The organism is Anaerosporobacter sp., from assembly GCF_965301125.1.
Map to the genome: position 1 here is coordinate 871 of NZ_CBDLAM010000101.1, position 13,345 is coordinate 14,215.

Annotated in this window: 13 protein-coding genes; 11 read left to right on the forward strand and 2 right to left on the reverse strand. The window is 33.3% G+C overall.

Annotated elements, in window-relative coordinates:
* Positions 1–181 precede the first annotated feature (181 nt).
* The 4 genes from ACW2QF_RS11765 to ACW2QF_RS11780 all read left to right on the forward strand — a co-directional run bounded on the left by ACW2QF_RS11765 (position 182) and on the right by ACW2QF_RS11780 (position 3,363).
* Complete coding sequence (locus ACW2QF_RS11765; RefSeq protein ID WP_455716196.1) at positions 182–985, forward strand: hypothetical protein; 804 nt, start codon at positions 182–184, stop codon at positions 983–985.
* On the forward strand, positions 985–1,635 hold the full coding sequence (locus ACW2QF_RS11770; protein WP_455716197.1) for an ABC transporter ATP-binding protein: 651 nt from the start codon (positions 985–987) through the stop codon (positions 1,633–1,635). Before ACW2QF_RS11765 ends, ACW2QF_RS11770 begins: the two co-directional genes overlap by 1 nt.
* Positions 1,632–2,399 (forward strand): hypothetical protein, encoded by a 768-nt coding sequence (locus ACW2QF_RS11775; RefSeq protein WP_455716198.1) that lies wholly within the window; start codon positions 1,632–1,634, stop codon positions 2,397–2,399. The genes ACW2QF_RS11770 and ACW2QF_RS11775 overlap by 4 nt, the downstream gene beginning before the upstream one ends.
* 85 nt (positions 2,400–2,484) lie before the next feature.
* Positions 2,485–3,363 carry a TraX family protein gene (locus ACW2QF_RS11780; RefSeq protein ID WP_455716199.1) on the forward strand — a complete coding sequence of 293 codons (879 nt, stop codon included), beginning with the start codon at positions 2,485–2,487 and terminating at the stop codon, positions 3,361–3,363.
* On the opposite strand, the gene ACW2QF_RS11785 is transcribed toward ACW2QF_RS11780, so the two are convergent.
* Complete coding sequence (locus ACW2QF_RS11785; RefSeq protein ID WP_455716200.1) at positions 3,357–4,331, reverse strand: phosphotransferase family protein; 975 nt, start codon at positions 4,329–4,331, stop codon at positions 3,357–3,359. The genes ACW2QF_RS11780 and ACW2QF_RS11785 overlap by 7 nt on opposite strands.
* A gap of 125 nt (positions 4,332–4,456) precedes the next feature.
* A complete protein-coding gene (gene yicI / locus ACW2QF_RS11790; protein WP_455716201.1) occupies positions 4,457–6,802 on the reverse strand; it encodes an alpha-xylosidase in 2,346 nt (781 codons plus the stop codon).
* A 140-nt stretch (positions 6,803–6,942) separates the two neighbouring features.
* Here yicI and ACW2QF_RS11795 point away from each other — a divergent pair, with 140 nt between their 5' ends.
* The 7 genes from ACW2QF_RS11795 to ACW2QF_RS11825 all read left to right on the forward strand — a co-directional run.
* Positions 6,943–7,884, forward strand: a complete 942-nt coding sequence (locus ACW2QF_RS11795) for a helix-turn-helix domain-containing protein (protein ID WP_455716202.1) — start codon at positions 6,943–6,945, stop codon at positions 7,882–7,884.
* A 37-nt stretch (positions 7,885–7,921) separates the two neighbouring features.
* Positions 7,922–8,902 carry a DUF4846 domain-containing protein gene (locus ACW2QF_RS11800; protein WP_455716203.1) on the forward strand — a complete coding sequence of 327 codons (981 nt, stop codon included), beginning with the start codon at positions 7,922–7,924 and terminating at the stop codon, positions 8,900–8,902.
* A 131-nt stretch (positions 8,903–9,033) separates the two neighbouring features.
* The gene (locus ACW2QF_RS11805) at positions 9,034–9,600 is read left to right on the forward strand and encodes a TetR/AcrR family transcriptional regulator (protein ID WP_455716204.1); all 567 of its coding nucleotides are present in this window, start codon (positions 9,034–9,036) and stop codon (positions 9,598–9,600) included.
* Between the two features lie 85 nt (positions 9,601–9,685).
* A complete protein-coding gene (locus ACW2QF_RS11810; protein ID WP_455716205.1) occupies positions 9,686–10,405 on the forward strand; it encodes a flavodoxin family protein in 720 nt (239 codons plus the stop codon).
* Positions 10,406–10,677: 272 nt separating this feature from the next.
* Positions 10,678–11,106 carry a putative ABC transporter permease gene (locus ACW2QF_RS11815; RefSeq protein WP_455716206.1) on the forward strand — a complete coding sequence of 143 codons (429 nt, stop codon included), beginning with the start codon at positions 10,678–10,680 and terminating at the stop codon, positions 11,104–11,106.
* A 1,090-nt stretch (positions 11,107–12,196) separates the two neighbouring features.
* The gene (locus tag ACW2QF_RS11820) at positions 12,197–12,631 is read left to right on the forward strand and encodes a hypothetical protein (protein ID WP_455716207.1); all 435 of its coding nucleotides are present in this window, start codon (positions 12,197–12,199) and stop codon (positions 12,629–12,631) included.
* Between the two features lie 96 nt (positions 12,632–12,727).
* The coding region (locus tag ACW2QF_RS11825; protein ID WP_455716208.1) for a hypothetical protein at positions 12,728–13,345 on the forward strand (618 nt) is incomplete at its 3' end.

Sequence of the window (13,345 nt, forward strand, 5' to 3'; positions counted from 1 at the left end):
GGTTGGTTTACTAACTTATCATTAGAATTTAACTATGAATGGTATTTGTTGGCGAGTGATGCAGTGCCCAATAAAAAAATAATACTTCCGATAATAATTGTAGTATTTTTATTAATATGTAGTACTGTAATAATTATAAAAAATATTAAGCGTGATCAGTTGTTATAATAAGGAGATGTCTATGGGAAGAAATAGGAAATACTTACTTGTTAGTGTAGCATGGGCAATTATTAAGAGTATGGAATTCATAGCTTTTTCACGAGGAAAAGAAAGTATGACATCAATACTTATTAATATAGGATTAGGACAGCCTCATGTTTCAACTGGTTATATGACCTTAATATTTTATGATTTGTTTCCAATAATACTCTTTCAAATGATTTTTGGTGTAAATATATATCGTCATTTTTGCATAGCGAATGCATATTACTTTAGCAGGTTAAATAATAAATTGAAATGGTATAAAAATGAAGTGCTTATGCTACTTTCATTTACTGTAATTTATTTTATATTATACATTGGAACTACTGTTGGGATAATGTACATAACAAACTATGGATATTTCGACAGTGAGACATTGGTAACTATGTTTTACGTCTTTGCATATGAAAGTATGTTTACCTTTGCTTTTACATTACTAATTAATATTATTTCTATTATTTTCGGTAGTCATAATAGTTTTATTATTGTGTTTTCTATTCAGGTATTCTGTATTTCATCCTTGTTGATATTTGATGATTTCTTATCATTAAAAGGAGTGGGTGGATTGCTATTTAAATTGAATCCAATTTCTAATTTGATTTTTTCATGGCACAGTTCAGATAATGCTATGCTTAATTCAAAAATAAACATACATAATATTCATTTTTCATTAAACAGCTCACTACTTTATTTAGTAATTATAGGTAGTATAGTTGTTATTAGTGGTGCATTTCTGATTAAAAAAGTCGATATTGCACTTGAGAATAAGGAGGTACAAGGTTAATGGTAGAATTGATAGCAAAAGGTATAAGTAAAAGATTAAAAGGAAAGTCTATTTTAAATAATATTAATTTGGAGTTGCATGGAGGTAATATTTATGGGTTTATAGGTCGTAATGGCTCTGGTAAAACTATGTTAATACGTTTGCTATCTGGACTGATATATCCAAGTGAAGGAGAAGTATTTTATAATGGGAAGCAATTACATAAAGAAATTTCTTGTTTACCTAAATTGGGAGTAGTAATAGAAAATATAGGGTTATACCCTGAGTTTACAGGTTTTCAGAATCTGCGATTCTTGGCTAAAATTAATAGACTTATAGGTGATCAAGAAATAGAGGAAGCAATTACTCGAGTTGGACTTGATCCTTATGATAGAAGAAGTTTTAGTAAGTATTCTTTAGGAATGAAGCAACGAATAATATTAGCACAAGCAATTATGGAAAAGCCGGATATCATTTTGCTTGATGAACCAACAAACGCGCTAGATGAGAACGGAATAGATTTAATACGAAAAATTATTAGTGAAGAAAAGGAGCGTGGAGCTTTAATAGTAATTGCTAGTCATAACAAGGAGGATATTGAATTATTATGCGATAATGTATACCGTCTACAGGGAGGTAGTATTGTAGATAGGATTGAGGTGAGTCTATGAAAAAATGGTTTGGGTGTATTCTAGCTATTTGTGTAATATCCTTAGGGATTGGTCTATATAGTAAATCTTCTCATACATATACAACCACCTTGAACGGTCAAAACTCATTGAATGATTTCCTTGTCACATACGTATTAACAGAAGACATTATCGGAAGCAATGAGTCAGATAGTAACCGAGAGCCAGAAAGTTTTCCAAGCGAACAGAGCGATCATAAAATTATAAAAGCTGAGGATTCTGGGCAACTAAAAAATGGGATGACTTATATTGATGAATTAAAACACTCATTAGATGAGGCTGGATATGTGGTAGTAGTAAAGGCTACAGGTCACAATGAAAATCTATTTGGGACCACAAAACAAGAGGTTAGGGTGGTGGAAGTATGCAAGGGAGATAGTAAAATAGTAGGCGATACAATTTATCTAGTAAATCCAGGATCTTACTTTGAAGTATTGAAAAATTACTTTTTAGGAACATTCGTTAATATAATGCAGAGAGATAATCAATATCTTGTTTTCATGAATTCTATAGATGAAAAACATGATAGGAACAATAAAATGTATTCTTTGGCTAACAAGTTTAATATAGCTTACTTCAATCTAGAGGATAAGGTGAATAGTATACCACAAAATGCTGATCAAGGTATTATGTATAAAGATGTCAAAGAGAATGAATTTTTTGTTGCTGATGAATATTCATTAAAAGAGATAACGAAGTTTAAGAAAGATATTTTTAAACAATATAATGTTCAAGAAGCTAAATAAAAAGTAAGTTTTTATGAAAAGGAATAAAGGAAGTAGATATACAATCATTTATTCCTTGTATTTTTATATGCAAAGGAAAATAGAGATGTCAAGTATAAAATTAAAATATATTGCCCTTATCTGTATGCTAATTGATCATCTAGCAGAATTTATACCGTCATTTCCAGAGTGGTTCCATTGGATTGGTCGAATCTCTGCACCGATATTCTTTTTCTGTATGGCTTGGGGGTTTCATTATACGCACAATCGCAAGATATACATGATAAGGCTTTACAGTTGTGGTTTTCTAATGGGAATTGTTAATATAGTAATTCAGTTAAATACTCATTATGTTATAAACAATAATATTTTTATGACTTTGTTTTTATCTATTGCTTTAATATACAGCATAGAATTGCTAAGAGAAAAGAAAGTAAAAGGTTTGGGATTGTTAATAGTTTTTTTAAGTTGGCAAGTTATTAGTTCCTTCATAATACAGAGGATGGATCAAATTAGCATTCTATCGAATATAGATGGATATCTATTAGGGTCATTATTAGCGAATTGCTTCATAAATGAAGGAGGTATTATCTTTATTCTTCTGGGGATTTTACTGTATTATACAAAAGATAATAAAAAGAAATTGATAATATACTATTGTATTTTTTCAGTGTTTTACACAATTTTATATGCTACGAATATTCCTGCGAGGATTTTGTTAAAAGTGGAACCAATATCACCTTTTATATATAAGTTTTTAATATCGTTATGTAAATTCTTGCAGGTAAATTATTTTCCTATGTATGGGTTCCCGTTTTATAAAATAATAAATGCATGGTGGCTTGTAATATTTGCTTTACCTTTTATGTTACTGTATAACGGCGAAAAAGGTAAAGGTGGAAAATATAATAAATACTTCTTTTATATCTTTTATCCCGTACATATTTATATACTATATTTTGTGCAAAGACTCATTAATTATTGACACATTAACTTCTTCAATTGCTCAATCTCCATTTTAAGTTCACCAATAATCCAATGGAAACGATCATCATCATTATATTGTCGATATGGTGTCTCGATTGTCATGACAAGGCGGCGCCATAATCGATATAGGGAGATTCGACGTCTTTCTAATTTAGTAAATGATGTTTTACCATAACCTTTTAGGAAATCGGAATTAATGTCGCCAAATCCAGAAAAATCATCTTCCATGAGATAATCACCCCAAAAGCAACGTTCAAAATCAATAATACCAGATAATTTATTATTGGAGATCATGATATTTCCATCCCATAGATCACTGTGAACAAGACAAGGCTGTTTACAATCATCAAAGGTATCTTTATTAGCACAGATTAGATTCCAGAGTTCCTCATAGGAGATATCAGGTATATCTAAGTCTTTTGCAAGTCCATCATCAAGAAGCATACGAAAGACACCTAGCATGAACTCACCATTACTTGATGTGAAGGTTTTTGGTAGCTGTGGTCTACCAAATTGGGAGTTTTGTATGGAATTAATTTGAGCTGTAATTTCTCCAACTCTATATTTTACCTGTGCGCGCTCTTGGTCAGTTAACGATTGACCTATTTTATCAAGGGAGGTGCCTTCTATTTTAGAAATAAATAGATAGGGAGATTCACAGATTGTACAACTTGTATCGTGGAGTAAAACTTGAGGGATAGGAATGGATATATTTTGCTTAATAGAATCTAGCATTTGTGCCTCATTTAGTAATAGATTATATTCATCTGACATCATTTTAATATGTTCTTGTGGTGCAATTTTGAGAACCATTTCCTTATCATTGGCAACGATTAGATATACAGCATTGCAGAACCCACCATCTAAAGGCTTTGCTATGAAGGAGTGGAGTTGTTCACCAGTTGCCTTTACTACCATTTGCTTTAGTGTATCTTCGGTTTGCCAAAATTTCGAGATAGAGTTCATAGGAATTCCTCCAATGGTTATGGTTTTTTATGAGATTAGATGATATAGATTCTTCTGCTAGTGCAAAGAAAATCATAGATCAGATTTATGATATGCACATAGCAGAAGCACCATATCTAGGACATTTATATTAAAGGAAGGATTATGGAGGTTGTGCCAGCAGCTGCAGTTACTTTCGTATCTGTACCAGCAATAGCGACCATAAATGTTTTGTCCGTTGGGGCATAAGTTACTTCAATTACATTACCGTTACGAGTAGCGGTGATATCCGTTAGTTTATTTGCTTCGCTATCGTAGATGGTAGCCGAAGCGGTTTTACCATCTTCAAGATTGTAGATAGTAGCTTCTGCGTTGTTAAGGTAGTCGTAAACTACATTATTTGCCGCAAATTCACCAAACGTTATAATAGAATTTGGTCTAGCTAGGATTGGCATCTCGAAGTAATTACATTTTCTTGAGTAGTATCTGCCACCTTCATAAACATCATTAGTAATAATATCGTACCAAGTTCCTTCTGGTACATAGAACTCAGCAATGCCTTCTTCGTTCATAACTGGTGCAATAAGAAGGTTATCACCTAACATATATTGCGTATCGAGGTATTTACAAGCTGTGTCATCTGAGAATGCGATGATCATAGAACGCATCATAGGTACACCAACTTCATGTGTCTTAATTGCTTGTGCCCATAAGTAAGGCATTAATTTACCTTTTAATTTGGTATAGAAGCGGAGTACATCGCAGGATTCTTCATCAAATGACCAAGGTACACGGTAAGAACTTGAACCATGTAAACGGCTATGTGTAGACATAAGACCAAATGCACACCATCTCTTATATACGTCAGCAGGAGCAGTAGCTTCGAATCCACCGATATCGTGGCTGAAGAAACCAAACCCAGAAGAACAAAGAGAAAGTCCACCTCGTACTGTTTCTGCCATTGCAGAGTATTCTGCGTAGCAGTCACCACCCCAGTGTACAGGGAATTTTTGTCCGCCAACTGTTGCACTTCTTGCAAATAGACAAGCTTTGTCTTTTCCGTAGTATTCTTCTAAGGCTTCGAATACACATTTATTATAAAGATAAGTGTAGTAATTATGCATCTTAACTGGATCCATACCATTGAAATATTTACATTTCGTAGGGATTCTTTCACCAAAGTCAGTCTTGATGTTGTTAACACCCATTTCGAATAATTGTTTTAATAGTCCTTTGAACCAGTCACATGCTTCTGGATTCGTGAAATCAACGATTGCCATTCCTGGTTGCCAGAAATCAGTTTGGAATACGCTTCCATCAAGATTCTTAATGAAGTAGCCTTTTTCTTTACCGATATCAAATAATTTAGAGCGTTGACCAACATAAGAGTTAATCCATACACATACTTCTAAGCCTTTATCATGAAGTCTCTTAAGCATTGCAGGTGGGTCAGGGAATTGTCTTGTATCCCATTCAAAGTTACACCATTCAAATTCTTTCATCCAGAAGCAGTCGAAATGGAATACTTGTAATGGAATATCTCTATCAGCCATTCCATCGATGAAGGAGTTGATTGTTTCTTCGTCGTAGTTTGTAGTGAAAGAGGTAGATAACCATAAACCAAATGAATATGCTGGTGGAAGTGCTGGTTTACCAGTTAAATTCGTGTAGTTCTTTATTACATCTTCAAGGTTTTCACCACCAATTACGAAGTATTCTAATTCCTCGCCAGGTACTGTGAAAGTAACACGAGATACGGTATCAGACATTACTTCGAAGGATACTTTGTCAGAGCTATTTACTAATACACCGTAGCTTTTTGATGAGATGTAAAATGGAATATTCTTATATCCTTGATCGGTACAAGTTCCGCCATCGCTGTTCCAAATTTCAACATTTTGACCATTCTTAACGAATGGAGTGAATTTCTCACCAAAACCATAGATACATTCACCGATATCTGTCTTTAATTGTTCTCTTACATAAGAAGTATTTCCGTCAGCTGGATAGTCGAAGAAATCATTGTCTTTGTTTAATTCTTTCTTTGCATCTGCACTGAACTGATTTTCTGTTATGTAAGATGTGGTACGGAAAGAGCCACCAGTTAATTGTCTATCCTTATAGTAGAATTGTACGTTCCAAGTTGTACCTTTTGAGATAACTACTTTGGTATTCCCGGAAATCATTTCGATATAGTCATCAGTATCATTAATTACAGGTTTGTAGTTTGCCTCCTCATTTAGTTCATAATGGGGTGAGTTATCAAGGCCACCCTTATAGTGAACGGTATGTACTTTGATGGTATCATCACATGTAGAAGAGTAAGTAATCTCTAAGTTTGGCCCTTGTAGAGTCATACCTCGGTTTTCGATTACAGCAGATGTAACTAAAACCGTAATACTGTTTGTAGTTGTTGTGATTTCATACGGTTGTGATGCGAATTTTACATCGTAACCTTTCTTGGTTACCCAAAATCCATTAGCGAATTTCATAATTAGCCTCCTTTGAAAAATTGTGTTTTTGAACTTTATTATATTGGTATATTTTGTATTTACATCGTGTACTTGTAATAGTATTATATTATTATTATAGTAATAAATATTTAACTATATAGATAATTTATAACATTATTTTGATAAATAAACAGCCAGGAGGTGGTATTATTAATACATTACAAAAGAAGGCAATAATAAAACAAGATAAGTTGAAAGATTATGAAGAAAAAGTAAGCCATGGAACGGCTGAGATACCAATTGCTTTGCATAAGTTAGAGTATCCAAAAGGAACAGAAAATGTATTCTATTTGCATTGGCATAGAGAGATGGAGCTACTTGTGGTGACGCAAGGGATAATAGAGTTACAAGTAGAGGAGACGAAATACATTCTAGGGGAAGGGGATTGTATCTTCATCAATTCAAATATGTATCATAGTGCTAGGGCCTTGGACATAAATGGATGTGGTTTTTACGCGGTGGTATTTTCGTATGAGTTTTTGCAACAAGATTTGCATACCCATTTTGGAAAGCATTATATACGGCCTGTATTAAAAGGTAAGTTATTATTTCCGTCAGTAATTCACAGAGATGGCGATTGGCAATCACAGATACTTAATTTACTAGATGAGATTAATGAAATGGATCCTATTAAATTATTAGATCATGAATTAAAACTGAAGACACGTATGTATGCAATATGGGAGTTGTACTATGAGCATGCCAAGGAAAATGACGTGTTTGATGAAGAAAATTCAGTAAATCAAGAAAGAATAAAACCAGTACTCGACTATATTGAAAAGAATTATTCCTGTGAGGTATCACTATCAGAATTAGCTGGTTTGATACCGATGAGTGAAGGTCAGTTTTGTCGGATATTTCGTCAAACCATGAATCGGACACCGATGCAATATATCATGCGTTATCGGATAATGCAAAGCTGCCATCTACTTACCGAAACGAATAAGAAGATTGCGGAGATTGCTAATTTGTCTGGATTTAATAATATCAGTTATTACAACAAGGTTTTTCTAAGCGTTGTTGGATGTACACCGAAGCAATATAGAAATTCTAATTTCTAATGTAACTATTGGTACGTTATATAGGAGGGGGTAAATAATGATAAGAAAGACTTATAGAAGGTTGTTACTCGCTACACTAATAGCAGTTAGCATAACAGGGTGTAGGAAAGATAATAATTCGTTACAAGAGAACGAAAACAAGCAAATAGATGCACAAAAGATTGAGAATTCTAGTGAGGAAATGCAAGAAGAGAATGACGAGGATTCGGTTAATGCATCTGAATCGGAAGAAGATATAGAATCTCAAGAATTAGATCAGTATTCATTTATTGATTCAACGGGAAGCACATTAGTGACAAGGATTAAAACACCAGAAGGTTATTCTAGGATAACGTGTGATGACAATAGCTTTGGGGACTTCCTTCGCAACTTTACTCTTAAAGAAGACGGTTCACCTGTCTTGTTATATGATGGTAGTGAGAAGGGTAATCAATCTTCTCATGTGGCAGTATTTGATATGAATATATCAGATAAAGATCTGCAACAGTGCGCAGATTCTATTATCCGTATGTATGCAGAGTATTATTATGCGAATCAGCAGTATGATAAAATCAAATTTCATTTCGTAAGCGGATTTCTATGCGAATATGAAAAATGGCGTGATGGTTATCGTGTTAAGGTAAGTGGAAATAACGTGAGTTGGCAAAAAACAAAACAATATGACGATTCGTATGAGACATTTGAAAAGTATCTAGACACTGTATTTTCCTATGCAAGTACTCTTTCTTTAGATCAGGAATCAGCTAAGATAAATATAGAAGATTTACAAATCGGCGATGTATTCTTAAAGGGTGGAAGTCCAGGGCATGTTGTTATGGTTGTAGATATCTGTGAGAATGAACAGGGAGAGAAAGCGTTCTTGTTGGCGCAGGGATATATGCCAGCACAGGAATTTCATGTATTAAACAATCCTGCATCTGATACTGATCCTTGGTATTATGTGAATGAAGTGGAGTATCCATTTCGAACGAGTGAGTACTCATTTGATGAAGGTAGTTTGAAGCGATTGGATTATTAATATAAAAGCATTAATGAGTTGAGTATCATTACCAACTTATTAATGCTCTTTTTGTTTTAATAACAAAGTTTACAATATGTAGTAATTGTTATAAGATTAAAATTGAACAATGTTCAAAAATGAGGTGAACTATGAAAGCTGAAAAAACGAAAGAAAATATTATTATGCAAACAATTGCTTTGATACAAGAAGGAAAAGGTGATATAGAGTCTATCACGATTCGTAAAATAGCGGAACGTGCGGGAGCCAGTGTAGGATTAATCAATCATTATTTTGGGACAAAAGATGCATTGATCGAGGTCTGTGTAGACCGATCCATTCATGAAGTAGTACATTCGTTTTCTTTAGAACAATTGAAAAGTGACAATCCAGTAGATGTTACCAAAATAACAGCAAAAACAGTAGTAGATTTTCTGATGGATAATATTCATGTTTCTAATATATCTATATTAAGCGATTTAAAAAGCCCTAGTGTTAAGAATAACACCATGAGTACAGTTATGGGATTTGTACATTGCTTATCTGGAGGAAATATAACAGAAAAACAAAAGCAGCAGACATTTGCATTGACAAGTATGTTACAAGAAGCATTCCTACAACGAGATATCCTTAAAGAGGTGATAGGAATTGATTTTTATGATAAGGAAGCTAGAGACCAATATATAGATTGGATGATTGACTGTATAGTTACTAAATAAGATTCGGTGTAAAAGGTCGGTTTACTTTTCGGATAAATACACTAAATTCCAGTAATTGATTAAAGTATGAAAGGAGTATGTTATTATGAAATATCTTGTTATTAATGGAAGTCCACATAAGGGGAATACGTGGAAGCTAGTTGAATATGCAGTTTCTTACGTGAAAGAATTAGATAAATATGCTGAATTTAGTCCTCATCGTGAAAAAGTAGATGTAGTTTATAATGATATGGGATGGGCAGACGGTTTGATTTTATGTAGTACAACATTTAACATGAGAGAAACTGCTCTACTTAAGAATCTAATTGATCATTTTTGTTATCTAATGCACCGTCCTCATTTCTTTACTAAGAAGGCTCTCTTTATTACTAGTGTAGGAGGTGTAGGAGCAAAAGGTGCAGTGAAAAGTATAACGGGGAGTTTAGCTGCAATTGGATTTAATAGATGCTATTCGTATAGAGTAGGAACAGCTAGCTGGAACGTATATAAGCCAAATGAAAAGGTAAAGAAGCAGCTTAGAAAAGTCAGTGAGAAGTTCTGTGAAGATGTAAAGGGAAAGAAGATGCATTATCCAAAATCAAATCTCTTGATTCCTTATAATTTGTTCCGCGGAATGGGAAGATACTATGCTCCAGGGACAGAATATGAAGCTGCTGATGGGGTTTACTGGACTGAAAAAAAACGTGTAGCAAGAGCATATGATAAGGGGATCCCGTTACACCTATATCAAAGAGTGATTGGTGGAATATTTTGTTTTATTGGAAAAACGGCGGGGAAATATATGGTAGTTACATACAAAAAATAATCTAAAATTATTATATCAGGTGCAATAAGATGAGTATTTTGATAATGTGGATGAAGCAGAAGAATTATTGAAGGCCTGTGGATATAAGGCAAAACATGTTCAAATTGACGAGTTGATGTGGATGGTGATAGGCTTATCATCTTACCAACTTTAGCACGAATAGCAAATAACCTACCAACATATTTAATCTGTAATTGAGCATGTTATTAGTAAGGGAGTTAACTAACAAGTTCAATTTTTGAATTGCGCTAACAGTTCAAAAGGAGGTTGCTATGGTAAGAATAAAAAATAATTTTATAAAGTATATTCTTCTATTTTTTGTAGGTGGTTATGCATATTGTGGCATAGAAATTTTATCAAGAGGTTATTCACACATATCCATGTTGATTGCAGGAGGAATTTGCTTTATATTAATTGGCTTGCTAAATGAAAAATCTCCATATCGAATGTCATTTATTAGTCAAATGGTGGTTTCGTCTGTTATAATAACAGGAGTTGAATTTATATCTGGATTAATCGTTAATGTTTGGTTAGGGCTAAATGTATGGGATTATTCCGACAGACCATACAATGTATTGGGCCAGATTTGTTTATTATATGTATTTATTTGGTTTTTCCTATCTCCATTGGCGATTATAGCAGACGATTATCTTCGTTATTGGCTTATGGGAAAGAGGAAACCTAGATATCATTTTTGGTAATTTTATTTGATTTGAGCATTACTTGCTGTTTGGAAGTCAAAGGGTCTTAGTAGGAGTCTTAAACAGGCTGTTAGGAATGCATTTGAGAGAGCTACTAGGATGGATAAGGATCTAGATGTGCTGTAAAAAGTTTGGTCTTAAGATAAATTTGATAGATAGAAAAAGCTGGAGTGTGCATGACTAAATTCCACCTGCCAAAGTCCAAACTTCTTGTAGAGGGAATTGTCATGTAGCATTAGGGAGAGCTGATATGGCGTACAACTATTAACTTTTCCCCGGCTATACTATTTAAGTTATTTATAAGTTTTGTTATCTGCTTTTGATTATAAATATCAAAGGAGCTTCCTTTAGGGACAACATAACGAATAAACTCATGATTCTTTCCGATCATTCCCTTTTGACATGAACATCGTGGATCACAACTATGCTATCGCAATGATTACATCCATAAGTTGGTTTGTCTAGCCGACCACAAGTTTTTGGCTCATACCTAGAGCATATAGGATAGCGTTTAGAACAATCATTACACTTGTTAAAGCAAATGGTATCTTTGCAAATATGAATTTCAATGCAAGTCTTAAAGTGAGGACACTTGGGTTACTTATTAAGATTTTTATGTTGCTTTATTGGCCTAGGTTTTTTTATTTCTTTGGAAATAGTAGAAGGGCTCTTGCTCAATAAGATTGCAATAGCAGTAAATGTTTTACTTCATTTAAACCTTGCTCAATAAAAATACGTTCACTTAAAGTTAAGTATTTTGGGTTATATCATTTTGTCCTCTTTCTGCACAGACAGATAACCATAACTGCATTATAGCAGAGCTACTAGAGATTACGCTCGAGTAAATTCCAGTGGGAAAATCGACTGGAATTTACTATCTTATTTTAATTTTCAAAACTGTATTCTGTCGTCTATGCATATTATCTGTAAAATGCGTAACACATATTGACAATTTTTACCTTTTATGTGAAAATAAGATATGATTTAAAAGATTAGAGGCATGCCTATGAATGTCTAAAATTAAAATTGGACAAGTAGATCAAGAGAAACTAATAATAATTATTTAGCTAAGAAAGGAAAGGTATTAATTATGATGAAAAACAAGTTAAGAAAATCGATTTTCGCATTCTGTGCTGTAGCAGGTATATTAGGAGCAACTGCTTCATATAGTGCTGTTCCTGCTTTTGCAAGTGAAAGTGATACCATTTCAGCTACTGATGGTACCACTGGCAAGGCTAGACTGGCATATGGTGCATCAACTGTATATGGAACAACTTCAACGGGAGCAGCGTATACAGAAACATATACATACTCTGGTAATGCTACAAGACTAACAGCAAAAGTAAGTACCTTCTATACTGACGGTACTGGTCCAAGCTCAACTACTTCATCAGCTTCCGATGCATCATCTGTTTTAAGCAATACTGTAGTTTGCAGTAAGACAAGTGGAAGACGCGCAGTGGGTTATGGAACTATTACATACAACGGGCTTACACAAACAGCTAGTCCAGAAGTTTATTATTAATAAATAAGAAGGTGCTGTTGCAAAATAATATAAACTATACCAACTAAAAATGATATAAAATAATTATTTTGTGACAGCACCTGAAAGGATGACAGTGTGAACAAAACATCTTATAAATTAAGATTCTATTATATATTAATACTGGCCGTACTCATTATTAATATGTTATCAGGTTGTAATACTACTACAAATTCAAGTAATGAAATATCTGAACAAGCCGAATCAGAAAATGATACATTTGATAAAGGTACAGTATATACTATGTTAGTAACAAACTCTAACTCAAACGAAGCGCTAAAGGAGAAATTTACAATACCTGTTGATAATTTAGAACAACCATTTAAATCTACTTTTGAAAATGTTGGGAAAGATAGAGAATTTGTAATGACTGTTTTTTATGACTATGAACAAATTGAATGCTTAGAGGATACTAAAAACTTTTCTGATAAATATGTTATTTCCCTTAAGGATAATGAAGAAGCTAGTTTTAACTTTTACTTAGATCCTACAATCAAAACGGACGGAAAATCTCATAAATTATTAGTTAATTTTATAGCCGGATATGATGTGTACGCAAAAGACATCGGGACTTTTGATAATAGCTATGGCATTAACACATTATATGATATTTACTATACAAGTTATAATAATGATCTCGACAATGATAATGAATATATAAATATGGAGAATATTCAAACTAGTCAAACAATATTT

Coding starts and splice junctions, on each gene's coding strand:
- ACW2QF_RS11770 (WP_455716197.1), top strand. CDS start 985: ATGGTAGAATTGATAGCAAAAGGTATAAGTAAAAGATTAAAAGGAAAG.
- ACW2QF_RS11820 (WP_455716207.1), top strand. CDS start 12,197: ATGATGAAAAACAAGTTAAGAAAATCGATTTTCGCATTCTGTGCTGTA.
- ACW2QF_RS11775 (WP_455716198.1), top strand. CDS start 1,632: ATGAAAAAATGGTTTGGGTGTATTCTAGCTATTTGTGTAATATCCTTA.
- ACW2QF_RS11800 (WP_455716203.1), top strand. CDS start 7,922: ATGATAAGAAAGACTTATAGAAGGTTGTTACTCGCTACACTAATAGCA.
- ACW2QF_RS11785 (WP_455716200.1), bottom strand. CDS start 4,331: ATGAACTCTATCTCGAAATTTTGGCAAACCGAAGATACACTAAAGCAA.
- yicI (WP_455716201.1), bottom strand. CDS start 6,802: ATGAAATTCGCTAATGGATTTTGGGTAACCAAGAAAGGTTACGATGTA.
- ACW2QF_RS11780 (WP_455716199.1), top strand. CDS start 2,485: ATGTCAAGTATAAAATTAAAATATATTGCCCTTATCTGTATGCTAATT.
- ACW2QF_RS11815 (WP_455716206.1), top strand. CDS start 10,678: ATGGTAAGAATAAAAAATAATTTTATAAAGTATATTCTTCTATTTTTT.
- ACW2QF_RS11805 (WP_455716204.1), top strand. CDS start 9,034: ATGAAAGCTGAAAAAACGAAAGAAAATATTATTATGCAAACAATTGCT.
- ACW2QF_RS11810 (WP_455716205.1), top strand. CDS start 9,686: ATGAAATATCTTGTTATTAATGGAAGTCCACATAAGGGGAATACGTGG.
- ACW2QF_RS11765 (WP_455716196.1), top strand. CDS start 182: ATGGGAAGAAATAGGAAATACTTACTTGTTAGTGTAGCATGGGCAATT.